This window comes from Synechococcus sp. BIOS-U3-1, from assembly GCF_014279975.1.
Classification (GTDB): domain Bacteria; phylum Cyanobacteriota; class Cyanobacteriia; order PCC-6307; family Cyanobiaceae; genus Synechococcus_C.
This window is the reverse complement of sequence record NZ_CP047936.1, coordinates 1353671-1377241: the sequence shown is the minus strand read 5'-3', so window position 1 is coordinate 1377241 and position 23571 is coordinate 1353671. Positions and strand designations below refer to the sequence as shown.

The window sequence follows — 23571 nt, the reverse complement described above, 5'->3', positions numbered from 1 at the left end:
GGTCTAAGGCTCGAGCAATTTCTGAAGTGTGGCCGTGAGCTCAAATCCAGACTGGGATGTGATCGTGATCGGTTCCGGCATTGGAGGGCTGGTCACCGCATCTCAGCTGGCTGCCAAAGGGGCCAGAACTCTTGTACTCGAGCAGTATCGGATTCCCGGAGGCTCCGGTGGCAGCTTCCAGCGCAGGGGATACACCTTTGACGTGGGTGCCTCGATGATCTTCGGTTTCGGCGAGCATGGCCATACCAACCTGCTCACAAGGGCACTGGCTGATGTGGGGCAGCGCTGCGAAACGGTGCCTGATCCGGTGCAGCTTGAGTACCACCTGCCTGATGGTCTGAACATGGCAGTGGATCGAGATTACGAGGGTTTCATCACTCGCATGAGCGCCAGATTCCCCAACGAGGCTGCAGGAATCAGAGCCTTTTATGACACCTGTTGGCAGGTCTTTCGCTGTCTGGATGCCATGCCGCTCCTTTCTCTTGAAGACCCGGCCTATCTAGCCAAAGTTTTTTTCAGAGCACCTCTTGCCTGCCTGGGACTGGCTCGCTGGCTCCCTTTCAATGTGGGGGATGTGGCTCGAAAACACATCCGGGATCAGGAGTTGCTCCGTCTGATCGACATGGAGTGTTTCTGCTGGTCGGTAATGCCAGCTGATCGGACACCAATGATCAATGCCGGCATGGTCTTCTCTGATCGCCATGCCGGCGGCATCAATTACCCCAAGGGTGGTGTCGGAACGATTGCCGAAAAGCTGGTGGCAGGTCTTCAAGCCCATGGCGGAGCGATCCGCTACAAAGCCCGTGTCAAGAAGGTGCTGATTGAGCAAGGCCGTGCAGTTGGCGTGGAGCTTTCCGATGGTGAAGAGCTCAGAGGTAGGCGAATTGTGAGCAACGCCACTCGCTGGGACACATTCGCTGGGGAAGGTTCACCTGATCACACTTTGGTGACCGAGGACCACACCCCGTCCGCTGAAGCCACCTGGCGCCGTCGCTATCAACCGTCTAGTTCGTTTCTTTCAGTTCACCTCGGCGTTAGAGCTGATGTCGTCCCCAACGGCTTCCACTGCCATCACCTTCTGCTTGAGGACTGGAATGACCTGGAAGCCGAGCAAGGAGTGATCTTTGTGTCAATTCCAACGCTGCTGGATCCATCCCTGGCTCCCGAGGGTCGGCATATCGTTCATACCTTCACCATGAGTGATATTCAGCACTGGGACGATCTCACGCCCAAGGACTACAGAGCCAAAAAGCAGCACGACGCCTCTCGGCTGATTGAGCGGCTTGAGTCCATTCTTCCGGGTTTGTCACAGGCCATCGAACTTCAGGAGGTTGGAACTCCCCGTACTCATCGTCGCTTTCTTGGACGAATGGGTGGTTCCTATGGGCCGATCCCAGCAGGTCGACTGCCAGGACTTCTGCCGATGCCGTTCAATCGAACCGGTTTAAACGGTCTTTATTGCGTTGGAGATTCCTGCTTTCCTGGCCAGGGATTGAACGCGGTTGCGTTCAGCGGTTATGCCTGCAGCCATCGCATCGGGGCTGATCTTGGGATCAATTCCTGGGCTTTACCCCGTTGATGAGCAGACTGTTTTTCGAAAAAAAGAAATAGTAAGGAAAACGTCTGCTCTGCTCATAAACTAAATGCTTTTGCGAAGAATTGACATTGAACCGATGGATAGAGACTTAATAAGACATGTCGTCTCATACACCCTCATCCGTGCTCAAACCTGCATACAAACTAGGAATACGGTCCCGTAAATAATTTGTATTTTCTGGGTGGGTTGGACCGTAATCACCGGGTACACAATCTGCGATCATTAACGTTTCTTCGTTACGAGGACTCAGCACAATATCTCCGTGAGGTCCAGCAATTACGCTATTTCCAAGATATGAGCCAATCTCAACTTCCTTGCCGTCACTATTCAGTCTTGTCTCTATACCGCTACGATTGCAATAGGAAATAAACATAGTGTTTTCATATGCATGAGCTGGAATGAGGTTATGAGAAACATCGGGATATGGCATTTTTGTCCTTTCTCCTGTTGATAAGAGCGTCCATATATCTGCTGCGGTAGGAATAACGACTAACTGCGCCCCTTTAAGAGCCATCAGGCGAGAAAGCTCCCCAAATTCGGCTTCATAGCAGTTCAGAAGGCCGACCTTGAATCCATTAATCTCGTGAATCGAATAAGGCCCATTCTCATCACAGAACTGATGACCAGGTGAATATATCTTTGACTCATCAGGACCCCATAAATGTGTTTTACGGTAGTTCTTGAGAAGCGTGCCTTCGGGACTAAACAGCGCTATCGAGTCAAAATAGTGTGTATTCTCATCAATAATGGATTTCTCGGGATAGGGGCAAATTATCGCAATTTGATGTCTCTCAGCAATAAGGGCTACTTCTTTTAAAAGGCTGCCATTCAATTCTTGTGCCAGCAAACAGACCTCCTCTGGAGATACTGCATAACCAGTTAGGTAAAGCTCAGGAAAACTAACAACTTGAGCATTGTATTTCTTGGCCTCCTCAGCCACCAGGCTCATTGTCGAAAGGTAATGGCTTATTGCTTCTTGAGTGCCAACCGGACCACCATTGTTTTGGTAAATTGCTAGTCGAATGCCCTTGCCAAACTCTGGAGGTTCCGACTTGATTCGGGTCAGAAAAAACATAAGGATTACAGCAGAAACTTGTGTGCTTGAATGTTCAAGGAATAATGCGCTCGAGTTCAGCCTAGCCAGGAAGATGCTTGCAGTCTTGGATTAATTTCTATGTCCAAAAATCAATATATTCAGAATACTTTTTGAATAGGGTCGGAGAATTTTTGGTCTTAATAAGCAATCGCTAGTGTTGAATTATGCTTTGAAGTCAATGTATTATGTAATTATTAAAAGGATGTTTATCGCTTTTGTGTGGTAGAGGCATGGCGATAAAGTCTGCGCACACGTTGATCAATCAAATTCAACAAAAGAAATTTGATATGTTTTGATCAATGGTGAAAGGGCTGATGTTCAGGATTTGGATCAGGCATAGGGCTGCTGAGTTGTTGGAACCAATCCACCGCGTTCTTCAGATCCCGCAGCAACAAATCGGCCATATCACGTGTGAAACCGGCTCGGATCACAAAGCGCAGCACTGAGAGATCTTCACAAGCTGCCGGCATTGTGTATGCCGGCACTTGCCAGCCACGAGCTCTCAAGCGTTCTGACAACTGGAACACCGTCCAGTTATCAACCGAATCCTCGAGGCTGACAGCAAACACCGGGAGCTGCCCGCGGGGGTGGCTCAACAACTTCATTGTTGGCATCTCCGCAATCGAATCAGCCAGGTAAGAGGCCGTGGCTTCAAGACATGCCATGCGCTGGCAATAGCCACTATGACCTAAATGGATAAAGTTGAAATACTGCGCCACCACCTGGGCTCCAGGGCGGGAGAAGTTCATGCCGATGGTTGGCATCTGGCCGCCTAGATAGTTGACGTTGAAGCGCAATTCCTCTGGTAGATCAGCCTGTTCCCGCCACAACACCCATCCAACGCCGGGAAGGACGCCACCGTATTTGTGGCCGCTGGTGTTGATTGACTTAACGCGGGGCAGTCGGAAGTCCCAACGCAGCTCAGGGGAGTTGAATGGCGCCACAAAGGCACCGGACGCCCCATCTATGTGCATGGGAATGTCCAACCCCGTGCGCTTTTGCAGCTGATCAAGCCCTTGTTGGATGGCTTCAATGGGTTCGTAGCTTCCATCAAATGTGCTGCCGAGTACGCCAACTACCCCAATGGTGTTCTCATCGCATGCTGCAACAGCACCATCAGCTGTCAACTGGAGGTGTTCTCTCGAAATCGGCACCATGCGTGCTTCAACGTCGAAGTAGGCGCAGAACTTGTCCCAACAGATCTGCGTGTTGCTGCCCATAACCAGGTTTGGGCGCCGATCATCAAGACCTTGCGCTGTCCTTCGCTGGCGCCAGTGCCAACGGAGCACCATTCCGCCCAGCATGCAAGCTTCGCTGGACCCTGTGGTGGAGGTCCCAACAGCAGCCTCGGGATCCGGTGCATTCCAAAGACGCGCCAACATCTGGATGCACCGATTTTCAAGTTCGGCGGTCTGGGGATATTCGTCTTTGTCGATCATGTTCTTATCGGCACATTCGCGCATCAGATGCAGTGCCTCAGGTTCCATCCAGGTACCGACGAACGTGGCCAAATTGAGCATGGCATTGCCGTCCAGCATCAAATGGTCGTGAATGAGCTGATAAGCCAGATCAGCGTGTAAGCCATGCTCTGCTAATTGGTTCCGAGGCAACACAGCCTCGGGTTGAGCGCGTTGATTGAGGCGGTGGCCAAGGTTAGTTTCGAGATCAAGTTCAGAGCGGGAAGTCTCCATTCGGTATGGATGTCCAGGGCAACACTCTTACTGTTAGCAACTCCGCAGTAACAAAGGAATAATCTCGAGCCGCGCTTTGACGACATTGCCTTTCAGCTCAGGCGAACTGAAGTACGTATGCCATATGGCAATTACTGAGCCTTCTCAAAGCTTTAAAACGACAACTTGTGAGGTTCGCTGGGATGTATTACTACACCATTTTCTGCTGTTTCACTGTCAGAACAGTTGCCGAGGCGTGTCCACCGCTTCGTATTCAATGGGCTGTCACAACGGCTGCAGCCGCATAGATCAAACCGGGGGTGATTCTTGTCGGGACGCCTGGAGGGTTTCAGTTTGGAGATATTCACATGAATGTTGCTCGACTTCTTAGGGTCACACTGTTGATTTCACCTCCATGGCACAGGCTCCTCAACCCAGTTCTGCAGAACTTGCTCGCTACCTCGAACAACGCGGTGAACTGGGGAAGCCCTGGATGCTTCAGATGTTGCGGCTCTCCAAATTGAGGGAATCGCGCGACCAGATGACTCCTGACACCTACCTGAAATCGATTCAGGAGGCCCATGACGACTTAATGCGTCTGGGTGAATTCTGGAAGGGCAGAGAGGAGGAAGTATTCGACGGCAATTACCGCCCCAACGCTGTGATCGAGCCACTGCCGGGTTCAGCAGAGGATCGCTGAGCGATGTCTGTCTCGCTACAGGAGCGGTTTTGTCTTTCACCGCTGATCAGGTGGACTCTGATCAGTGTCTATTTGGCTCTCGTTCTGCCATTGCCGCTAATGGCACCACCAGAGTTGAAGCTGGTCCTCTGGAGTGCCGCTCCGATTGGATTGGCACTGGTTCTCGCAATGCTCAGCGAGCAGGTGAACGTCGATGAAAAAGGTATCAGTGTGGGACATCCCACATGGTGCAGTTGGTTGATTCGTCGTGGCTGGCAGTTGCAGTGGCAAGAGATCAAACGGTTGGTTCCTGTTGGTACAAGCCAGGGAGGAACGGTTTATTACCTCACCACCATCAACCAGGGGCTGCAGTTGCTTCCACAACGCATCGAAAAGTTCGATCGTTTTCTATCTATTTTTGAACAGAGAACGGGTCTGAAAACCGGCACAATTCAACGATTAACTCCACCTTGGACCTATCAGCTTCTTTGTGGTCTTGCGGTTGGCATGCTGACCCTTGAATCTGTAGTTGCTATGGGAATCAGATGGGGGTTGATTGTTATTCCGGAAGGTTATCCAGGCTAAAGCGATATCCCTGTTGACGAACGGTGGTTATTCCACCTCCCTCTCCTAGACCTGCCTGTTCAAGTTTGCGGCGGAGAGTCAAGACCTGTGTGTCCACAGAGCGGGGTCCACCACTGAACGGTGGCCAGGCCATTCTCAGAAGCTCCTGTCGGCTACGCACCATCCCCGGTGGCATCAACAGCGCACACAACAGTGCAAATTCGCGAGGGCTGAGTTCAACAGGTTGCTCGCGCAGGGTCACTTGACGCAGAAGCAGATGCACCTCAAGGGGCCCAACAGCAACACGTTCCTGGAGTCCACTGCGACCCCGCTTCAGCAGAGTGCGACAGCGGGCGGCCAATTCTTCCAAACCAAAGGGTTTGCGGAGAACGTCATCAGCACCGTCATCCAACAAACCCACAACAGGTTCAGCACCGCTGCGAGCTGTCAGCACAATCACCGGACAACGTAATTGTTGACCAAGTCTCAGGGCAGAACTTTGCTCAAGAAGTTCAGCACTCACAAGCAAATCAGGAGATTGCTCCTGACAGAGCTCAATGGCTTCCAGCGACGATGACACAGCTGCAGTCAGATGTCCGTCCTGGCGAAGCCTTTGAACAAGGACTGTGCGCAGTGTCGGATGTGGTTCAACGACGAGAATCCGTGAGGGTTCTCGTGAAGGAATTTCGGGAACAGTCAGTTGCTGCACAGGAGCCTGACCGGTTCCATGGGCGAGGAGATCGCGGGAGGAGGAGGTCACAGGGCATCCAAAAGCCGTCTTACGCTAATGCCATTCCTCAGGCACGCCGGTAACAGGGGCTGCCGTCCTCACTAAAGATGACATCTCTTCAGCACCCGGAGGCCATTCGCCACTTCCAGGCGCTGTGTGATGCCTGTCAGGAACTGACATCTCGCTACCACGGTCCGTCTGAGTTACGCCTCTATGCCGATGGCTACCTACATGCTCTACGCAGAACCGGTGATCTTGATCCAAGGGAATTGTCCAAACTGGAGACTCTGATTGAACGCTGGATCCTGGATCCTTCCAGTTTTATCGGTCCTGATGGGGATGTGAGCGCTTTGTACAGGCATCCAAATCCGTATTGAGCTTCCCGGGTCATGGGTATCAATCGCCATTCTCTTGAGGCGGTCAAAACGATCTCAGTAAACGGAGGTTGTATTGAGCTTCGCTGTTATCGACCTCATTGCATCGAAGCTGCTGAACGGATCCCTCTGCTCGTTACACACGGCGGTCCAGGTGGATCGAGTGTTGGTCTCTATGACGCTCTGCACCCCCTGGCGGACCAACGACCAACAATGTTTTACGACCAGCTGGGGTCATTTGCATCACCTGCTGACCTGCTTCAAGAGCAGATGACACTGAAGCGTTTCGCAACAGAGCCCCTTTGCATTCTCGATCAGCTCAGTATTTCCCGTGCCCACGTCTTTGGACACTCATGGGGCGGTGCAGTCATGACGCAGTTCTGCCTTGATCACCCAGATCGAGTAGCAGCCCTATTGCTTTCCTCTCCTCTGCTGTCCACTCAACGATGGATTGCGGATTGCAATCAACTGATCAAAAATATCCAACTCGAGCTTGGGGAATCGGTGAATCTGGAGAATGAATTCGAACGTCGACACTTTTGCCGTTCCGATCGAGATACAGATCAAAAAGCATTGCGTTGTGAACGTCAACGTGGGAACACCAAGCTCTACGAACAGATGTGGGGGCCAAGTGAATTCGAGCATCACGGAATGCTCAACGACCTTGACTTGTTTCCCAACTTTCGGGATCTCTCTACGCCGACGTTGCTCACCTGCGGAGAACATGACACTGCAACACCTGAGACCATGCAGGATGCAAGATCAGCGATCGGTGATCATGCCCGATTGGAAGTTCTCAAGGACGCAGGACACAAGACCTACGTCGACCGCAATCAGGCGTTGATCGCAGTTGTGAATGATTTTCTGAATCAGCTGGACTGATCAGCTGGCCAAAGCGATCTCTAGCTTCTCCTTCAGGGTGCTGTCGTTGTACATCTCGATGAGAATGTCCGAACCACCCATAAATTCTCCTTTCACATAAACCTGAGGGATGGTGGGCCATTCGGAAAACTCCTTGATGCCCTGGCGTACCTCAGGATCTGAGAGCACGTCGAAAGTCTCAAAGCTCACGCCAAGTGCATTGAGAATCTGGACAACATTGTTGGAGAAGCCGCACTGGGGCATCAGCTTGGTGCCCTTCATGAACACGAAAATCGGGCTTGACTGGATCAAGCTCTCGATGCGGGATTGGGTTTGGCTGTCCATGGGAGTCAGGCGATGAGAGAAGACGTATCAGGTGGGTGTGGAAGTGTTCAGAGCGAGGGCGTGAATGGCTTCTGAGGCCAGCTCTTCCCTCAAGGCTCGGTAAACCAGTTGATGTTGACGGATGCGGTTGAGACCATCGAAAGCAGTCGACACCACGCTCACCTGTAGATGATCACCACCACCAGTGAGATCTTCGACGCTCACCTGAGCATCTGGGATCGCGCGTCGGATGGCAGAGGAGACGGCGTCAGGCTGAACCATTGGAACAGAGCTTGAACTCAAGTGATGCTGGCAGATGAATGTCTCGTGTGAATTGGATCACCCACCAGCACCGCGGTAAGGGGTGTCCACGAAACCGAGTTCTAAAAGGCTCTGGTAAGCCTTTTGTCCTTCTGGCTTGGCTGGTGTCATCAGTCGTACGACCTCAACCAAGACAGGCACAGCAATTTCGGGCTGACCTTGACGACGGAAGAGCGCCGCAAGACGCAGATTTGATTGGGCGAGGAGCGCCAGTGCAGCCCGACCTTTGGTGTCCATTTCACGCGGAATACGGGCATCGAGACCCCTGAACGATCCGGAGAGATCGCGGTAAAACGCCAGAAGTTGCTTGGACGCGGTTCGAGCGTTGTCGTAGTCCTTTTTGGCCTGAACCAGATTTCCTGATGCCACGGCAGCATCACCTCGTTGAATCAAGGCCTCAACAGCTGAAACATTGAAGCCAGATCCAGTTGAAGCGAGCACTTTGGTGGTCGAGCCGGATGCATCTGGTCCGGACTGAGCCAATGCAGGAGTCATGCACAAGCCGGCAGTCAGTGCAATCGCTGAGCAAAGAAGGCGGGTGCCCATGGAACCAATCTTGAATGCGCGGACTTTAAGGGCAATTCAGCGATCGTCCGATGGACTCTCGGGCCGCTTGTTCAGCCGTATGCATCCCTTTGGCCAGGAGCTGATTAAAACGAAGGGCTTCTTGCTTGCCCTTACCGTCAACAATCAACGGCTTCTCGAAACAAATTGCTGAGCGACTGCGTGGACCGGGCACTGCGGGGTCATAGGCAAGACCAACAGGAACAACCTGCACATCGATGCCACGGCGATGGGCGAGTTGTGCAAGCCGAACGGAACCTTGTTCCAAGACAATCGGTGCATCAATCCTTTTGATGCGTCCCTCAGGAAAGACCACCAGTTGCTGACCGCTCTCCAGCAGGTCTAGAGCGAATCGCAGGGTTGTCAGCGAAGGCTTGTCTTGGTCGATCGCAAAACAGCCGAGGCGTTGCAGAAACCATCCCTGCAACCCAGACATTTCTGTTCGAGTGACCATGAAACGGCAGTCACGTCCTGTGATCCTCCGGCCTGCAGCCATCGGGATCATTAGGGCATCCCAGCGAGCTCTATGCGTTGGAGCCAACAGAACGGGACCGTTCTGAGGGAGGTTCTCGGAACCGAGAACTGTTCTGCCACGAAGGTAGTGAAGAGCCATGTCCTGGGTCAGAACCATGGCAAGAGGTGCCCAAAAGGGATCGATCCCCCTGTCGAGAGCAGAAGAACGCGTCGTCAGGCTGCTGCACACCGCCTTGAACTAAAACCCACTGAAGCGAAATTACCTGGGAAGATCGAACACCACAGACTTCGCTGGGCAGTTGATCCTTCGGCCGTATCGGCCCACATGCTGAATAGGATTCATTCCTTTCCAACGACATATCGTGGCCAGCCTCGGGGTGAATATCGATCACATCGCCAATGTGCGCGAAGCGAGGCGCACGCTGGAGCCCGATCCCGTGACCATGGCTCTTTTGGCAGAACTTGGAGGGGCTGATGGCATCACAGTGCATCTGCGTGAAGACCGTCGGCATATCCAGGACCGCGACGTCGATCTCCTCAGGCAGACCGTTCGCAGCAGGTTGAATCTGGAAATGGCTGCCACTGATGAGATGGTCGAAATCGCGATGCGTGTGAGGCCAGACATGGTCACGTTGGTGCCTGAACGGCGCGAAGAAGTCACCACTGAGGGGGGCCTGGACATAGCAGGACAGCTTCCGCAACTGAAAGGAATGGTGAAACGGCTTCACGATGCAGGGGTTCCGGTAAGCCTTTTCGTGGATCCGGATCCGTTACAGCTGAGGGCTAGTCGGGATTCCGGAGCCCGCTGGGTTGAACTGCACACTGGCGCTTATGCGGTAGCCGCTTGGACTGAACAGCCCCGTGAACTCGCTCGCTTGACGGAGGCCACTGCTTTTTCCCGCTCTATCGGTCTACGCGTTAACGCTGGCCACGGACTCACATACCAGAATGTGGAACCAGTTGCTGCGATTGAGGGAATGGAGGAGTTGAATATTGGACACACCATTGTGGCCAGAGCAGTGGCAGTGGGTTTGAAAACTGCTGTCAGCGAGATGCGCTCCCTGGTTCAGAATCCACGCCGTGAGACCTTGTTCGCTAGTCAAAGTTGATGACCACTTATTACTTCGTTGCAGCCAGCAATCGCTTCCTCACAGAAGAGGAGCCCTTGGAAGAAGTTCTCAAGGAAAGACGGCGTCATTACAAAGAACACGGCAAGGAAGTGGATTTCTGGCTGGTGCGTCAACCGGCCTTTCTCAACGCAGCGGAGATGAGGACGATCCGTGAGCAGCTCCCCCAGCCTGCAGCAGCCGTGGTCTCAACTGACTCGAATTTCATTACGTTCATGAAATTGCGCCTTGAGTTTGTTCTAGATGGTCGATTTGAGGCACCAAGTGTTGATATCCCTGACGCAATCGCAACGTCTGATTAAATTTATTGATTCAATTTGTCATAAAAAGTGATGAGTCTATTGTTTAATCATTCTTTTAGGATCTTGAACTTAAGAAGCTAGAAGTTTCTCCTCAAGCATTATGTTGAAATTCAAAAGTTGCTCGTCGCTGAGTTGTTGGCGTGAACTGACTTCAAGGTGCTGATTCAGGAAGTCCTTGGCCTGTTGCTGACTCCATTGCAAGCGTTTGAGAATTTCGTCGCCCTGTGCGACTAAATCGGATCGTCGTAAAGGAATCTCTGCGTGCTGTGGGTCACTTCCTGCCGCAAGATCACGAAGACGCTTGAGGTATGCCACAAGGTCACTGAAGCGAGTGAGCCGATGGCGGCTGGCATGGCCAAATGCACGTTCGAGATAGATCTTCTCACTGTCGCGGTCCCATCCGACCCTCTGAAGTTCGAGATCAATGGCGGTGAGCTCCTCACTCCAATCCTCGGGATCGACGGGAGATTCGCTGGGTGGTTCAGGATCAGGCCCCTTGTCCATGCTTTCAGAAACATTGCCAGGGGGAACTGGCAATGTCTGCAGGGGCTGAGCGGTCTGCTTGGGTTCCTCAGATGCAGTGACTTCAGGAGGCGTGATTCGCCTAATCAACTGCGTAGGCCTTACGCCCCCAGCCTGGTCCAAGCTCTCAATACCTGCCTCAGCAGACGTGTTCATTGTCTCCTCAGCTTCGCTGAGGTTGAAGGAGTTGAACCTTGCGTGAAGTCGGAGCAGAGCCTGATCCTCGGCCTCTGATGCGGTGCGTCCCTCACCGAGAGCACTGCCGAGTGGAGTGCTTCCCTCGTAGGCCTCAACGAGTACAACGCATCGATCAGAACTCACATGGCAGAGCTGGGAGTGGGTTCGCATTCCACTGTTCAATGTGTTCTATTTCTAGGCTGTAGAAATGGATACAGCTGCACTGTCGTCACTCACTGCCTGGTTGGACGGCGTTGACCAGCTGGGTGAACTGTTGCCGTTGTTGCCGGTACTTGTCACTCTCGAGCTACTTCTTTCGGCTGACAACGCAATTGCATTGGCAGCCATTGCGCGAGAACAGCGTGATCCCCAACTTGAGCGCCGCGCGTTGAATCTCGGCATTGTGATGGCGTTCGGTTTGCGCGTGGGTCTCATCCTGATGGCGCAATATGTTCTGGCTTTCCCGCCTATCCAGCTGATTGCAGGTGGCTACCTGGTCTGGCTCTGCCTAAGCCACTGGAATACCTCTGCTGAGCAGGCCGATAAGCAACCCGTTGAAACAGCGTCTAAGTCGATTCGTTTCGGTCGAACGGTGCTCACTCTGGCCATTACCGACCTTGCCTTTTCAATCGACAGTGTGGCTGCAGCGGTTGCCATCAGTGATCAGTTGCTTCTGGTGTTAACGGGTGCGCTGATCGGAGTGGTTGCTTTGCGTTTCACCTCAGGACTTTTCATTCGGTGGCTGCAGATTTATCCGCGACTGGAAACAGCAGGTTTCCTTGCGGTCGGTTTTGTTGGTCTCAAACTGCTGGCGATGATGGCTCTACCGACCTTGCATCCATCTGAACTGGTCACTCTTGTTGCAGTTGTTGGATTGATGATTTGGGGGTTCTCACTCCGCGAATCGCCAGCAGCAAAGGAGTCTTGAGTTCATGCTCGTGGAAATCCGACAGACCGGCAGTGATCAACTGCTTGATCGTGTTGAACTCGATGAGCCACCTTCCCCGGGCCGCTGGTTTTTACACGAAGACGACAGTTTTCTTGTGATGCAGCGCCGTCATCGTTACCGCCTCCATTCCGGTCGATATCAGTTGAGCTCTGTCGTGCTGATGGTGAAGCCTCAGAAGCGACCTTCAGATGCTCGTTGGTTTCAGCATGGTTGGGTCATTGGTGATCCGGCGTGTCGTTTTAATGCCCGAAGTCCTCTGATGCGCTGTGCCGTGATTCCTGAAGGACCATGTGAGCGTTGCAGTCATTGGTCGCCGTGACATCCATGAAACGCGTGCGCTGCTGGGTTTGGTTTCGTGGTGGCCTGAATCAACAGTCCCATTGGGAAGGTGGGTTTTATGCCAGCACTGATGAGCAGGAAGGAGTGCTGATTCAACACGGCACTTATCGCGACACCAGAGTTCCTGCTTGGCGGGTGACTCAGCAAGAACCGTCCGATCTATTCGCTGCTCCTGAGATTCCTGAGGATGCCGTTTGGAAGATCATCTGAATTTATTGTTCAAGTCCCGCCAGCAACAAGGAGGGGTTTAATGGCCGCCTCCTAGGGTGAACAATTGGGCTCCAACACGATCGGCGAGACTTCTGTCACGGTCAATTCACAGGTCGGTTTCGAAGACTTGGGACTTGGAGAACCCCTTCTTAAGGCGCTGAGGGATAAGGGGTACATTCACCCATCACCGATTCAGGAACAGGCGATTCCAGCGGTGATCAGTGGTCGCGACGTTATGGCGGCTGCTCAGACAGGTACTGGAAAAACCGGTGGATTCACTCTGCCAATGCTCGAACGACTTCGGCATGGTCGACGCTCCGGTCGTGGTCAGGTGAGATCACTGGTCTTGACCCCGACCCGTGAATTGGCAGCACAGGTTCATGAGAATGTGCGTGCTTACGGGCACCACCTTCCCTTGCGAAGTGATGTGGTTTTCGGAGGAGTCAAGATCAATCCGCAAATTGATCGACTTCAGGGAGGAGTGGATCTGCTGGTCGCGACGCCGGGCCGATTGATTGATCTCCATCAGCAAGGAGTCGTGCATTTCGATCACCTCGAATGCCTGGTGCTGGACGAAGCGGATCGAATGCTTGATATGGGCTTCATCCATGACATTCGCAGATTGATTCGCTTGATGCCCGAGCATCGGCAGACTCTGCTGTTCTCCGCCACGTTCAGCCCGCCGATCCGAAAGCTGGCTACAGGGTTGCTGCATCACCCACTGCAGATTCAAGTCACGCCTGAAAATCAGACGGCACGCTCTGTGGAGCAGGTTGTTCACCCGTGTGACATGAAACGGAAGCCGGAACTTCTCAGTCATCTAATCAGAAGTGGCAATTGGCGTCAGGTGCTGGTGTTTTCACGCACCAAGCATGGTGCTAATCGGGTCGCAGAAAAACTCAGCAACGAAGGTCTCGAAGCAGCTGCGATTCATGGCAACAAGAGCCAAGGTGCGCGTACTCGAGCCCTTCAGGGCTTTAAGCAGGGCAGCGTCCGTGTACTGGTCGCGACAGACATTGCTGCACGCGGGATTGACATCCAACAGTTGCCGCACGTGGTGAACCTGGATCTTCCCAATGTGGCCGAAGATTATGTTCATCGCATCGGTCGTACCGGTCGTGCTGGTGAAACCGGTCATGCCATTTCGCTTGTTGCTGCTGAGGAATCACTCTTACTGAAGGCCATTGAGCGCCTCACAGGGGAAGCGTTGCGCAAAGAACAAGTGAAGGGTTTTGAACCGACGATTTTGACGGCTCCACCTCTTGACCTCGGTGGTGGTAAACGGCGTAGCAATCAACGCGGCAATCAACGCACTCGTCGCAGCGCCACACCCGTATCTCGCCAACGCAGACGCTGAGCACACCATCGGAGTGCTTTGAGTCAGCCCAATGTGTCTCCCACAGTGGTCTGCAATTGCTGAACGAGAGCTCGACCATGGCTCCGGGCCTTCCCTTCCAGCTGTGCTTCTCGGATTAGCAGTGGACAACCCGAACTGCTGACCACCAAACCGGCCTCATTGCTGTCAAGAACAGTCCCTGCCGGGTGGCCACCGGTCTGCCAGCGGCCCAGCAGCTGTTGCGCAGCAGTGCTCAGCTCGACTCCAAGTCGTTCAATTAGCGGTTCAGTGACCAGCAATTTCAGCCTTTTCCCCTTCCAGAGCGTCACAGCACCTGGGTAAAGACCCATCACCTTGCGATGGATGGCCAAAGCAGAGGCTGACCAGTCGACCTGGTAGTCAGTTTTCACGAGCATTCTTGCGTAGCTGACCTCAGACGTCTGGTAGCGCACCCCCAACTTGCGAAGTCGCTCCTCTTCCGGTCCGGTTCCAGCGGTTTCAATCCGAGGGACTGCCTCCACCATCAGCTCCGCTGTGAGTTTGCTGAGTCGGTTGCCAAGTTGATGCGCGTTCTCAAGTAAACCGATTTCGATTTCCCTTTCCATAAGCACTGGACCGGTGTCTAGCCCTTCTTCCATTGCCATCACGCCGACGCCTGTTTGAGCATCACCTTCAAGAATGGACCATTGAATTGGGCCGGCCCCTCGCCATCTCGGCAAAAGTGATCCATGGCCGTTCCAACACCCCAGAGGTGGCTGCATCAACACTTCTGTGGGCAGAATCTGACCAAAGGCCACAACCACGGAAAGGTCAGCACCAAGTTCCGCTAATTGCTGTTGACAGTCATGATCTCGACGAATTCTCTCAGGGGTGTAAACGTTCAAGCCGAGTTCCAGAGCCCGCGCTTTCACAGCTGAAGGCATCAATTGTTTTCCTCGACCTCGACGACGATCAGGCTGAGTGACAACACCGACAATCTGGTGTCCGGCGCTCTGCAGAGCATCCAGCGTGGGCACGGCATAAATGGGTGTACCCCAGAACAGAATTTTCAAGACCAATGAATCAGCAGTGACTGTTCAGGCTTCACCGGTGATCGCCAGACCATCAACCCACACATAAGGACTGACACCTTCATGGGTCACAACGGCTTCCGGCTCCAGATGAACAATTGAACGTAAGAGTTCCCGGATGTCTCCAGCCACTGTTGCTGCCTCAACGGAGATGCGTTCTCCACCTTTGACCAGCCAACCGTCGAACGGCAGAGAGAAAGCGCCCTGGCTGGCTTTGACCCCTGCATGGAGAGCACTGAGACTATCGATCAAAACGAAGGTGTCAGATGTTGTGGTGTGGTCAAGTTGATCGGCTCCAGTGGTTATGGAGGGGGTACAACTGATTTCAAACCAGTCGGGACCTACAGACACCTTGGCTCCCATTCCTGCATGCCCAGTTGGATCCACTCCGAAATGACGCGCAGTGGCTTCGGAATGCAGAAAGTTCTCCAGGCAACCTTCGCGGATCAGAGGAAGGGCTCGCGTTGGCGTGCCCTCTCCATCAAAGGGCATTGCTCCGAGGTGGGCAGGATGCAATCCGTTATCAGTGAGATTGAAGAAAGGAACAGCAAGAGTTTCGCCGATTGAGTCAGCTTTGCTCAGACTCACACCATCTAGAACGGCTCTTGCATTGAGCATGCTGCTGAAGGAACCGATCAGATCCAGAAAAGCTTCTGGCGAAAAGCAGACGAGGTAGCGCCCGGTATCGATTGGCTGATAGTTCAGATGGCTGATGGTGCGTTCTGCCGCTTCATCAATGCATCCCGCCAGGTCGAGATCGCTGCTGCCTAGAGCAAGTCGAACGGCTCCCCCGCTCCGAGGTTTGCGACCGCTTTCTTCTGCGCGTGCCATCAGGAAAATACTTGCCTGAGTGCGCTGAGCTTGGCGCAGTGCACCTTCACTATTGAGATAAATGCGTTCACTACTGCCCTCGTTCATGGCGTTGTAGGGAAGAGTGCCGATGGCCGGATGCCGGCTCAAAAGCTCCTTTTCAGCATCAAGAAGTTGATTCAATAGGCTCTGAATTCCTTGAGCGTTCTGAAGTGGACGATGAAGATCTGGTTGAGGAGCAGTGGCGAGGGGGGAAAAACCAGGAACATCATCTGGATTACCGAAATGACTGGCCTGCTGCGCACCCATTAGCGCTTTTTCCAGACCTGAATTGGAAAGATCAGACGTGCTTGTGATGCCGACTAATCCTTGTTGGTTCCACACTCGGATGGTGATCGAACTGCGTTGAGCAGCTTTTAATTGTTTGGCCTCACCTCGATCGACTTGAACAGAAGAACTGTTGCTTCGACTGGCGCCGAGATCCCATTTTGTGATTCCTTCACGCCGTGCCAGGGACTGAAGTTGATCCTGTAGCGAGTTGATATTGAGTGGTTCGTTAGGCATGATCAACGACCTCCCACAGTGATCGAATCCACTTTCACGTGGGGCTGACCCACGGTTACAAATACGCTGCCGCTGACGGATCCGCAGTAACCGGCAGCTAGCTCAAGATCATCAGCGCACATCGAGATCCTGGGCATGACTTCTTTGGCATCACCAATCAGAGTGGCGCCTTTGACGGGTTGACCGAGTTCACCATTTTTGATCAGGTAACCCTCTTCAACAGAAAAGTTGAATTGACCGGTTGCCCCAACACTGCCGGCACCCATGGACTTGCAATACAGACCGTGGTCAACCGAGCTGATGAGTTCATTGATGCTGTGCGGACCAGCGTCGATGTAGGTGTTGCGCATGCGACTGGCTGCAGCAAACCCGTGACTCTGTCGACGACCGCTGCCAGTGCGTGCATGACCCGTGCGCATTTCACCTGCACGGTCGCTCAGAAAACATTGCAAGATTCCATCCTTAATCAGAACGGTTCTCTGCGGTTCCATTCCCTCGTCATCCATGGAGATGGACCCAAAAGCACCGCCACTCATGCCTTCATCGATCGCGGTAACAGCTGAATGGGCGATGCTTTCACCGATGCTGTCGGCGAAAGGTGTGGAACCACGCTCCACCTGGGTGGTTTCAAGCAAGTGGCCGCAGGCTTCATGGAAAATGACACCGCCAAATCGGTTGGCGAGGACAACGGGCATTTGGCCACCGTCGACGTAATCAGCGCGAAGCATTTTGGCAGCAGTGTCACAGACCTCCTGAGCAGAGGCATCAACATTCCAGTTGCACAAATCGTCAGGACGATCGGTGCTTCCGTAACGACGGGCGATGCTGGAACGATGTTCACCATCAGCAGCGAGCACACTCAAACCACTGGACTGGTGCAGCCTGATGTCTCGGGCAAACGTCCCATCGCTTGCGGCCACGAGTACTTCTTGCCAGTCGCGAGCAAAGCTGCCTCGACGGACGTCGAGATGTTGCCCGCGCTTCTCCAAACAATGCGTTCCTTCAAGAAGACGTTGAGTAATCGTGACGAGGTCAGGTGTGCCGTCCAACCAATCGTTTTTGGAAGAGCCGAAGTTGCGAAGTGGACCAAGCCCATCAAATGCGCCTGGTGAAGCCAGCGTGGATGTACTGAGCTGAAGCATGGCCAGAGCCTGCTGAAGAGCTTCTTCCAGACCTTGATCGCTCAGATCGTTGGTACTGACGAAACCATCTCGACCAGCCCGAAACACTCGAATACCAGCTCCCATACCAAATGAGGGACCCACACTTGTGATCTTGTCCTGCTCTGCAAGAACGCCGAGATGATCAGTACGTTCAAGGAATACTTCGACGAGATCTGCTCCGGCACTGACGCCCAAATTCAGCAGAGAGTCGAGGCGCTGACGCCAAGGGTGATGGTCTGGATCAAGATCATTGAATCCAACCAAAGATTTTTGAAGGGTTGACTGCATCAGCGCACACTGGGCTGGAAGTTTTCACTGCGAACAGGTGCCATCAGGAACAGAGAAGCCATTTGTGCTCCGTTAGCAAACCAGTGTGGAAGTTTGCGAACAAATTTGATAGGAGCTGGGGAAGAACTTTGATCAACAGATTCTAAAGATTCATTGTTGATAATGATGTTCTCTAAGCGTTCGTAAAAACGCGGATTTTTAACATCAAGAACGACGGGGAACACACGAGCTGATGTTTCATTGGTCTTATCAATCACCATCCGGTCATATTCGCGTGCGTCCAGCCCGAGAGCTTCGTAAAACTCTTTTCGAGCTACATCTCTCACGTACATCGTTGCAAAAACTGCAAGTAAAAAGAAACGACACCATAGCCGTGCACGAAGTCCACGAACGGTTTCAGGCTGAGACTTCATGAGAGCGTCAAAAAAGTCTCCGTGTCGATTTTCATCTTGACACCAATTTTCAAAGAAATTAAAGATAGGGAAGATTTTACTCTCGGGATTTTTTTCAAGGTGTCTAAAAATAGCGATATAGCGCCAATAACCAATTTTTTCAGAAAGATAGGTGGCGTAGAAAATAAATTTAGGTTTGAAAAACGTATATTTCTTATTTGCAGTAAGAAAACCAAGATCAAGCTGAAGCCCAAAATCACTCATGGACTTGTTGAGAAAACCAGCATGCCTGGCTTCATCCCTAGCCATATGTCCAAAGCATTCAGCAAGAAGAGGATTGCGAGCCTTGATACGACGACTTAGTTCTTTGTAAAGAAGGAAACCAGAAAACTCGGAAGTACAACTCTGTTCAAGAAACTCGATGAACACACGGCGCGTGTCAGGGTCGAGCTTGTCGGCAGCACCGTCAAACTCCTCGTTGCGCACGAAGTGGTGACGGTTGTAATCCTTGCGGAACTCCTCACAAATAGCCTCGAGTTCTGCTTCGTTAGGGCGGAGATCCATCTCCGCCATGGCTTCAAAGTCTGTTGTGTAGAAGCGTGGAGTGAGGATCGTGTCCTTGACTGGATCTTTGACGGAGACGCCGGGACCCCCGGATTTCGTGTCATTCACAGCGGTGGGAGGCACCATCAGATCCAACGTGTGTTGTCTCCATCGTAAATGGAGTCCAGGCCCAGTCGGGGCTTGGTGTAACCCATTGGTTCAGTTGCCTCCGAACCACTTCTGCCCATTTAGGCGTTGAAGTAAACGGGATTCCAACAAGGCCTGGTTGATGCGTTTCTCATCAATCAAGAAGGATTCCAGCAGGCTTGGGTCTGAACCGGATTCAGCGAGGACAATGGTCTTGCCAGATGTGATCGCATCGGATTCAAAGCAAAGCCAGAACCGCCGTCCTGCGGGCAATTCGCCTTGAATCATCCAACATCGACCACCCACCACAGGTCGTTCTCCTTCAACGAGCTCAAGACTGATCGGTGCTTGTTCACGTTCAGTCAAGGATTTGCTCAGTGAAGGCAGCAGATTTTCCTGGATGAACTCTGCAAAGGGCTTGTCCTCCGGTTTTGGCTTTGGAGCTGGTTTTGCGGGCTTAGGCGGTTGATCTGCGCTGTCTGTTTTGGCTGGCTTTGCGGATTGACCGGCATCCGCTGATTTGGCAGCTTTCTCTGCCTTCACTGGCTTGTCGGCTGTGGCAGCTTTCGCGGATTGATCAATGCTCGATGCCTGATCAGCTGTTTTGGACTTGGCAGCTTGGTCAGTTGGCACCGCTGCTTCTCTCTTGTTCGGTGAGGCAGGTGAATCTGCTTTCGCTGAGCCTTTTACACCTGCAGTGGTGTCCGGCACGTCAGGCATTTCAAGCTTTGCAGGAGTGTCGGAGGTTTCGCTCACCGGACATCAATCGTTCGCGGGACTGTAGACAGCCCTGGGCACTTCCCACCAGCCTCACCAATCTGTCGATAGCGGCTGATTCCAATCATCAGAAACGGTTGTTGATGGTGTTGGAGTCTGTGCTCTCTGGGAGAAAGCCTGCTCCTTCACCTCCGACTCAGCAACGTCGTCCTTTGATGATCGACCGGTCCGAATCACCCGGAACGGTACAGACACTGTGGGGGCAGGATCACGCACGTCTCTCTGTGGCCAAGGCATGGTTGCGGCTGCAGTGGCAGCACGTTGAGTGACCTGTTCTGAAGTCTCTTCTTGCCATGCATACGGTCGTCGAACCTCCCGTTGCAGGGTCTGCTGGGTTGACGAACCTGCCGCCAGGACACCTCCAGATCCAAGGACAGCACCTGATGTTGCGGCTACAGCAATCCATACGCCAATGGGAAGCTTGGGTAGCTCCCACGTGAGGATGCGAAGGCTGCCTCCCTTTCCGAGATTGAGACAACCGATCAGTATTGAAAGAAGTAGGGGTGAAAGACAGGGAATCAGCAGCAGACGTTGTAGACGCGTCATATCTGAGGCCCCTGCCATCGCTTCTGGTCCGTGAGCGATTCCCCTAACGAGTCAAAGAGACGCATCACGAGGAAATCGAGCATGTCGTCGATGGTTTCTGGCTGGGTGTACCAGGCCGGTATCGGAGGAGCGATCCTTGCTCCTGCCTCAGCGAGAGTCGTGAGGTTGCGAAGGTGCAACAGGTTCCATGGCATTTCTCGCGGTGCAATTACCAGAGGACGGCCCTCTTTGAGATGAACGTCTGCACAGCGTTCAAGAAGGTCTCCGCCAAGTCCCGCCGCCAGGCGACCAACGGTTCCCATGGAACAGGGCACCACCACCATGCCTTTGGTAGGAACACTGCCACTGGCGACAACAGCTGATTGATCGTTCCAGCGATGACAGACCAGTTGACCTTGTTCAACTCCAAGTCGATCCCGCCAAAAGCGTTCCTGAAGTCTTGAATCCACAGGAACCGAAATCGACCGTTCTGCGCGCCAAACTTCATGGGCACCACGACTGAGAATCACGTGAACGCTCAGATCACGGCGCAACATCCACTGCAATGTGCGCTCAGCAAGCTGTTGTGCGGAAGCTCCGCTGATACCGATCACATAAGGAATCATTCCTCGCTCACAGCTACCGGCAGAGGATCGTCAGAAACAGGAGCAGAGGCAGGAACCACTTCAAGATCGATTTGGTTTCTCAGCACATCAACCTTGAGAACTTTTACCTCGACGGCGTCACCAAGTTGATAGACGCGCCTGCTTCGTCTGCCAACCAGACGATTTTGTCTTGATCGATATTCATACCAGTCATCATTCAGTGAGCTGACATGCACTAGACCTTCAACCATTGAAGGAGCAATTTCAACAAAAAATCCGTAGCTCTGAACCCCACTGATTACACCGGTTTGCTGCTGATCGAGCATGGGCTCTGCGCTACGGGCCTTGGTCATTGCCAGGACATCCCTCTTGAGCTCCTCAACTTGGCGACGACGCGAATTCAACTTCTGCACGGTGCGTTCGCGGATCATGTCCAATATTTTCTGCTCTTGAGACGCCGTGAATAGAGGCCAGCTGATTGAGGCAGCAACTCCCTTTTCACCAAGTTTTACTTTGTTCTTTTGGCGCACATTTGGTCGATCTTTACCGTCATTAAGCAGTGAACAAAGGACCTGTTGGTTAATGACATCTGCCTGATGCAGCGTTGGGCAGCACCATGGAGCAATGGGTTGAAGAGCTTGGTTGCTCGATCCCTCAGCGTCGTTGCTGTCGGGTTCATGATTCACCTGATCTTCATTGGACTCGATCGAGGCCTCTTCAGAGGGTTCGGGAACAGATTCCCTGTTCATGATTGCGACCCGATAAAGACTCTCCGGCAAAGCCTGTCTGAGTTGCAGATTGAGGACATGGCTCGAATCACTGTTGGCAAGGGCCAGTGAAAGTTCGGACGGTGTTGGTGCTCCGTCTTCGTCCAACTCAAGTGGCACATCCAGCGCCACAGCGGCCTTGGCAACATCATTGAGTGCGGCGTCGTCCGCAGGTGGTGCATCAAGAAGTATTGCTGGTAAACCCAGCTGACGGCTGTGCTCTTCCCAGACTCGATGAGCGTGCCGGATGAGAACGGAGAGAACCGAATTAGGGCAACTGGTGTTCAATGGCGTCGACCAATTCTGACCATCCCCGTCGGGCGACACACGGTTTAGATCACCAAGATCATCAGATTGAGCGCGTCTCAGATCCAATTCGATGCGACCGTCCTTTCGGTCTGATTCATGCAACTTTGTTGCACAAAAAATAAGTGTTTCTAGCTGACCGATCTGGTCTTTGATCGACTTCAAAGCGGCAGGAACAGCTCTGGACTTTGGTTTACGAGATTCCAAAGCGTGAAAGGCATCAGCATTTACTTCAGCGACTGGGCGAACTCGACTCAAGCAAAATTCCCAGTCACGCCATCCACCATCGACATCAATATCAAGACGCAATGAAACAGCGTCTTGCACATCGCCGACAGAAAAGGACGAGGCCTTTGCAAGAGCAGAACTAAGTAGTGGTACCCAGTGCCCCCCAAGACAGAGGCTTTCCGACTGATTGAGAAGCCACTGGTCATAACTATTTCCCGGACTTAGGCGTTCTGCCACAGCGGGTGTATGAATCCAAAGCCTGGTGCCACCTTCATGGGGGATGACGTGAACAGCTGGCAAAGTTGGCGCGCCTTCCGCTTGCCAACCGCTGATCATCAAAGAGGGTTGTTCGCTCAGATCCTCACGTTTCTTGGTGGATGGAGCCTTGAAACTGGCGCGAGGAGGTGCCGGTCGTTGATGAAGATTGGCTTTGGTGAGCATCAGCTCACGATCGGCACTCGAACCACCGTCGAGGGGAAGAGAGCGTGCAACATGACCTCGAGCTGGAAATTGTGCGATCGGATAGCGATCAAGCACAACCTCAGCAACAGCCATGCCTACGGGTTTTTCCGCATGGGTGGCATCTTCTGTACACAATTCAATCGACGCCAGTAATCGGTCGTCGAGTGGAACCGCAATCACCCGTTCTTCCTGTTGTTCCACCGCTGCCAGCAAGCTTGTGGTGGTCCGCTCAAGAATGCATTGCACACCTCCTTCTGGGGAACGGCGTCTGCCTCCTTCACGAGTCAGTCGGACAAGCACCCTGTCGCCATTCCAGGCGTGATTGAGCTGATGATCACGGATATAAATATCGTCTCCACCGTCATCGCGAATCGCGAAACAAAATCCCTTGCTGCTACAGCGAAGACGAGCTTCGACCAGATCGTCAGCTGACCCCCTGCAAAGGGTTCCATCGCTGGTGAGATCCAGGATTCCAAGCTTGGTTAATCCCTGAACAGCAAGTCCGAGAGACTGTTTTTCGGAACGATTAGTCAGCCGCAGGATTTTTTCGAGCTTGGCGATCTCCAGGGAACCCTCATCAGGGACCTGATCAAGCAGGTCAGCGACCGTGAATTTCATCGGAACGGTTTACGGGGACCGGCCTTCAGGACCGGGAGGAATCATCTCGGGTGCGCGTGCAGCGAAAGACCGCGTCATCCCTTGATTCCA

27 protein-coding genes are annotated in these 23571 nt (G+C 53.0%); 11 read left to right on the top strand and 16 right to left on the bottom strand.

From position 1 onward, the window contains the following. Positions 1–28 precede the first annotated feature (28 nt). A complete protein-coding gene (gene crtH / locus SynBIOSU31_RS07225) occupies positions 29–1579 on the top strand; it encodes a carotenoid isomerase (protein ID WP_255477158.1) in 1551 nt (516 codons plus the stop codon). 124 nt (positions 1580–1703) lie between these two features. Here crtH and SynBIOSU31_RS07220 read toward each other — a convergent pair whose 3' ends face one another. Both SynBIOSU31_RS07220 and SynBIOSU31_RS07215 read right to left on the bottom strand, forming a co-directional pair. After that, entirely contained in the window at positions 1704–2672 is a 969-nt protein-coding gene (locus SynBIOSU31_RS07220) for a carbon-nitrogen hydrolase family protein (protein WP_186488800.1), read from the bottom strand. A 317-nt stretch (positions 2673–2989) separates the two neighbouring features. Then, complete coding sequence (locus SynBIOSU31_RS07215) at positions 2990–4384, bottom strand: glutamate decarboxylase (RefSeq protein ID WP_186488798.1); 1395 nt, start codon at positions 4382–4384, stop codon at positions 2990–2992. Positions 4385–4778: 394 nt separating this feature from the next. On the opposite strand from SynBIOSU31_RS07215, the gene SynBIOSU31_RS07210 reads away from it, so the two are divergent. Beyond that, on the top strand, positions 4779–5063 hold the full coding sequence (locus tag SynBIOSU31_RS07210) for a hypothetical protein (RefSeq protein ID WP_186488796.1): 285 nt from the start codon (positions 4779–4781) through the stop codon (positions 5061–5063). A 3-nt stretch (positions 5064–5066) separates the two neighbouring features. After that, the gene (locus SynBIOSU31_RS07205) at positions 5067–5627 is read left to right on the top strand and encodes a hypothetical protein (protein WP_186488794.1); all 561 of its coding nucleotides are present in this window, start codon (positions 5067–5069) and stop codon (positions 5625–5627) included. Here SynBIOSU31_RS07205 and SynBIOSU31_RS07200 read toward each other — a convergent pair. Then, complete coding sequence (locus SynBIOSU31_RS07200) at positions 5602–6366, bottom strand: response regulator transcription factor (protein WP_370593607.1); 765 nt, start codon at positions 6364–6366, stop codon at positions 5602–5604. The two genes, SynBIOSU31_RS07205 and SynBIOSU31_RS07200, sit on opposite strands and share 26 nt — an antisense overlap. 77 nt (positions 6367–6443) lie before the next feature. Here SynBIOSU31_RS07200 and SynBIOSU31_RS07195 point away from each other — a divergent pair, with 77 nt between their 5' ends. Together SynBIOSU31_RS07195 and SynBIOSU31_RS07190 are read left to right on the top strand one after the other, a co-directional pair. Continuing rightward, positions 6444–6713, top strand: coding sequence for a DUF6761 family protein (locus tag SynBIOSU31_RS07195; protein WP_186488792.1), 270 nt, complete (start codon positions 6444–6446; stop codon positions 6711–6713). Positions 6714–6725: 12 nt separating this feature from the next. Further along, positions 6726–7592 (top strand): alpha/beta fold hydrolase, encoded by an 867-nt coding sequence (locus SynBIOSU31_RS07190; protein WP_186488789.1) that lies wholly within the window; start codon positions 6726–6728, stop codon positions 7590–7592. On the opposite strand, the gene grxD is transcribed toward SynBIOSU31_RS07190, so the two are convergent. The 4 genes from grxD to SynBIOSU31_RS07170 are packed head-to-tail and all read right to left on the bottom strand — an operon-like array spanning position 7593 to position 9411. Next, on the bottom strand, positions 7593–7916 hold the full coding sequence (gene grxD / locus SynBIOSU31_RS07185) for a Grx4 family monothiol glutaredoxin (RefSeq protein ID WP_186488786.1): 324 nt from the start codon (positions 7914–7916) through the stop codon (positions 7593–7595). Positions 7917–7943: 27 nt separating this feature from the next. After that, positions 7944–8177: a BolA family protein gene (locus SynBIOSU31_RS07180; protein ID WP_186492909.1), complete on the bottom strand. Its 234-nt coding sequence runs from the start codon at positions 8175–8177 to the stop codon at positions 7944–7946. 57 nt (positions 8178–8234) lie between these two features. Beyond that, positions 8235–8762, bottom strand: coding sequence for a hypothetical protein (locus SynBIOSU31_RS07175; protein WP_186488783.1), 528 nt, complete (start codon positions 8760–8762; stop codon positions 8235–8237). Between the two features lie 25 nt (positions 8763–8787). Further along, the gene (locus SynBIOSU31_RS07170) at positions 8788–9411 is read right to left on the bottom strand and encodes a lysophospholipid acyltransferase family protein (protein WP_186488774.1); all 624 of its coding nucleotides are present in this window, start codon (positions 9409–9411) and stop codon (positions 8788–8790) included. Positions 9412–9616: 205 nt separating this feature from the next. Between SynBIOSU31_RS07170 and SynBIOSU31_RS07165 the strand changes: the two genes are divergently transcribed. Next, positions 9617–10363, top strand: coding sequence for a pyridoxine 5'-phosphate synthase (locus SynBIOSU31_RS07165; RefSeq protein WP_186488771.1), 747 nt, complete (start codon positions 9617–9619; stop codon positions 10361–10363). Next, positions 10363–10683, top strand: a complete 321-nt coding sequence (locus tag SynBIOSU31_RS07160) for an MgPME-cyclase complex family protein (RefSeq protein WP_186488768.1) — start codon at positions 10363–10365, stop codon at positions 10681–10683. Before SynBIOSU31_RS07165 ends, SynBIOSU31_RS07160 begins: the two co-directional genes overlap by 1 nt. A 69-nt stretch (positions 10684–10752) precedes the next feature. On the opposite strand, the gene SynBIOSU31_RS07155 is transcribed toward SynBIOSU31_RS07160, so the two are convergent. Then, on the bottom strand, positions 10753–11553 hold the full coding sequence (locus SynBIOSU31_RS07155; protein ID WP_186488754.1) for a hypothetical protein: 801 nt from the start codon (positions 11551–11553) through the stop codon (positions 10753–10755). 37 nt (positions 11554–11590) lie between these two features. On the opposite strand from SynBIOSU31_RS07155, the gene SynBIOSU31_RS07150 reads away from it, so the two are divergent. From SynBIOSU31_RS07150 to SynBIOSU31_RS07135, 4 genes are all read left to right on the top strand, one after another. Further along, entirely contained in the window at positions 11591–12310 is a 720-nt protein-coding gene (locus SynBIOSU31_RS07150) for a TerC family protein (RefSeq protein WP_186488751.1), read from the top strand. A gap of 4 nt (positions 12311–12314) precedes the next feature. Continuing rightward, complete coding sequence (locus SynBIOSU31_RS07145; RefSeq protein ID WP_186488748.1) at positions 12315–12650, top strand: DUF6464 family protein; 336 nt, start codon at positions 12315–12317, stop codon at positions 12648–12650. Positions 12651–12655: 5 nt separating this feature from the next. Then, positions 12656–12880, top strand: coding sequence for a hypothetical protein (locus SynBIOSU31_RS07140; RefSeq protein WP_186492908.1), 225 nt, complete (start codon positions 12656–12658; stop codon positions 12878–12880). A 157-nt stretch (positions 12881–13037) separates the two neighbouring features. Continuing rightward, a complete protein-coding gene (locus tag SynBIOSU31_RS07135; protein WP_370593715.1) occupies positions 13038–14237 on the top strand; it encodes a DEAD/DEAH box helicase in 1200 nt (399 codons plus the stop codon). A 23-nt stretch (positions 14238–14260) separates the two neighbouring features. On the opposite strand, the gene fmt is transcribed toward SynBIOSU31_RS07135, so the two are convergent. The 8 genes from fmt to SynBIOSU31_RS07095 all read right to left on the bottom strand — a co-directional run bounded on the left by fmt (position 14261) and on the right by SynBIOSU31_RS07095 (position 23481). Then, positions 14261–15268, bottom strand: a complete 1008-nt coding sequence (fmt, locus tag SynBIOSU31_RS07130) for a methionyl-tRNA formyltransferase (RefSeq protein WP_186488745.1) — start codon at positions 15266–15268, stop codon at positions 14261–14263. A 24-nt stretch (positions 15269–15292) separates the two neighbouring features. Then, positions 15293–16660 (bottom strand): TldD/PmbA family protein, encoded by a 1368-nt coding sequence (locus SynBIOSU31_RS07125; protein ID WP_186488743.1) that lies wholly within the window; start codon positions 16658–16660, stop codon positions 15293–15295. Positions 16661–16662: 2 nt separating this feature from the next. After that, entirely contained in the window at positions 16663–18111 is a 1449-nt protein-coding gene (locus tag SynBIOSU31_RS07120; RefSeq protein ID WP_186488742.1) for a TldD/PmbA family protein, read from the bottom strand. Beyond that, positions 18111–19193 carry a magnesium-protoporphyrin IX monomethyl ester (oxidative) cyclase gene (acsF, locus tag SynBIOSU31_RS07115; RefSeq protein WP_186488740.1) on the bottom strand — a complete coding sequence of 361 codons (1083 nt, stop codon included), beginning with the start codon at positions 19191–19193 and terminating at the stop codon, positions 18111–18113. The genes SynBIOSU31_RS07120 and acsF overlap by 1 nt, the downstream gene beginning before the upstream one ends. A 72-nt stretch (positions 19194–19265) precedes the next feature. Further along, positions 19266–19736, bottom strand: a complete 471-nt coding sequence (locus tag SynBIOSU31_RS07110) for a DUF2996 domain-containing protein (RefSeq protein ID WP_255477439.1) — start codon at positions 19734–19736, stop codon at positions 19266–19268. Between the two features lie 267 nt (positions 19737–20003). Then, positions 20004–20534: a hypothetical protein gene (locus SynBIOSU31_RS07105; protein WP_186488732.1), complete on the bottom strand. Its 531-nt coding sequence runs from the start codon at positions 20532–20534 to the stop codon at positions 20004–20006. After that, the gene (locus SynBIOSU31_RS07100) at positions 20513–21121 is read right to left on the bottom strand and encodes a flavin prenyltransferase UbiX (protein WP_186488729.1); all 609 of its coding nucleotides are present in this window, start codon (positions 21119–21121) and stop codon (positions 20513–20515) included. Before SynBIOSU31_RS07100 ends, SynBIOSU31_RS07105 begins: the two co-directional genes overlap by 22 nt. Then, a complete protein-coding gene (locus SynBIOSU31_RS07095; RefSeq protein WP_186492722.1) occupies positions 21118–23481 on the bottom strand; it encodes an RNB domain-containing ribonuclease in 2364 nt (787 codons plus the stop codon). Before SynBIOSU31_RS07095 ends, SynBIOSU31_RS07100 begins: the two co-directional genes overlap by 4 nt. Between the last annotated feature and the right edge of the window lie 90 nt (positions 23482–23571).

Bases quoted from the DNA above. Each gene is read 5' to 3' on its own strand.
- SynBIOSU31_RS07180 (WP_186492909.1), bottom strand. From the start codon at position 8,177: ATGGTTCAGCCTGACGCCGTCTCCTCTGCCATCCGACGCGCGATCCCA.
- SynBIOSU31_RS07155 (WP_186488754.1), bottom strand. From the start codon at position 11,553: ATGCGAACCCACTCCCAGCTCTGCCATGTGAGTTCTGATCGATGCGTT.
- SynBIOSU31_RS07120 (WP_186488742.1), bottom strand. From the start codon at position 18,111: ATGCAGTCAACCCTTCAAAAATCTTTGGTTGGATTCAATGATCTTGAT.
- SynBIOSU31_RS07190 (WP_186488789.1), top strand. From the start codon at position 6,726: ATGGGTATCAATCGCCATTCTCTTGAGGCGGTCAAAACGATCTCAGTA.
- SynBIOSU31_RS07140 (WP_186492908.1), top strand. From the start codon at position 12,656: ATGAAACGCGTGCGCTGCTGGGTTTGGTTTCGTGGTGGCCTGAATCAA.
- SynBIOSU31_RS07095 (WP_186492722.1), bottom strand. From the start codon at position 23,481: ATGAAATTCACGGTCGCTGACCTGCTTGATCAGGTCCCTGATGAGGGT.
- SynBIOSU31_RS07100 (WP_186488729.1), bottom strand. From the start codon at position 21,121: ATGATTCCTTATGTGATCGGTATCAGCGGAGCTTCCGCACAACAGCTT.
- SynBIOSU31_RS07210 (WP_186488796.1), top strand. From the start codon at position 4,779: ATGGCACAGGCTCCTCAACCCAGTTCTGCAGAACTTGCTCGCTACCTC.
- acsF (WP_186488740.1), bottom strand. From the start codon at position 19,193: ATGGTGCCTCCCACCGCTGTGAATGACACGAAATCCGGGGGTCCCGGC.
- SynBIOSU31_RS07150 (WP_186488751.1), top strand. From the start codon at position 11,591: ATGGATACAGCTGCACTGTCGTCACTCACTGCCTGGTTGGACGGCGTT.
- grxD (WP_186488786.1), bottom strand. From the start codon at position 7,916: ATGGACAGCCAAACCCAATCCCGCATCGAGAGCTTGATCCAGTCAAGC.
- SynBIOSU31_RS07145 (WP_186488748.1), top strand. From the start codon at position 12,315: ATGCTCGTGGAAATCCGACAGACCGGCAGTGATCAACTGCTTGATCGT.
- SynBIOSU31_RS07160 (WP_186488768.1), top strand. From the start codon at position 10,363: ATGACCACTTATTACTTCGTTGCAGCCAGCAATCGCTTCCTCACAGAA.
- SynBIOSU31_RS07205 (WP_186488794.1), top strand. From the start codon at position 5,067: ATGTCTGTCTCGCTACAGGAGCGGTTTTGTCTTTCACCGCTGATCAGG.
- SynBIOSU31_RS07105 (WP_186488732.1), bottom strand. From the start codon at position 20,534: ATGGCAGGGGCCTCAGATATGACGCGTCTACAACGTCTGCTGCTGATT.
- SynBIOSU31_RS07175 (WP_186488783.1), bottom strand. From the start codon at position 8,762: ATGGGCACCCGCCTTCTTTGCTCAGCGATTGCACTGACTGCCGGCTTG.
- SynBIOSU31_RS07215 (WP_186488798.1), bottom strand. From the start codon at position 4,384: ATGGAGACTTCCCGCTCTGAACTTGATCTCGAAACTAACCTTGGCCAC.
- SynBIOSU31_RS07125 (WP_186488743.1), bottom strand. From the start codon at position 16,660: ATGCCTAACGAACCACTCAATATCAACTCGCTACAGGATCAACTTCAG.
- SynBIOSU31_RS07220 (WP_186488800.1), bottom strand. From the start codon at position 2,672: ATGTTTTTTCTGACCCGAATCAAGTCGGAACCTCCAGAGTTTGGCAAG.
- SynBIOSU31_RS07195 (WP_186488792.1), top strand. From the start codon at position 6,444: ATGACATCTCTTCAGCACCCGGAGGCCATTCGCCACTTCCAGGCGCTG.
- SynBIOSU31_RS07170 (WP_186488774.1), bottom strand. From the start codon at position 9,411: ATGGTTCTGACCCAGGACATGGCTCTTCACTACCTTCGTGGCAGAACA.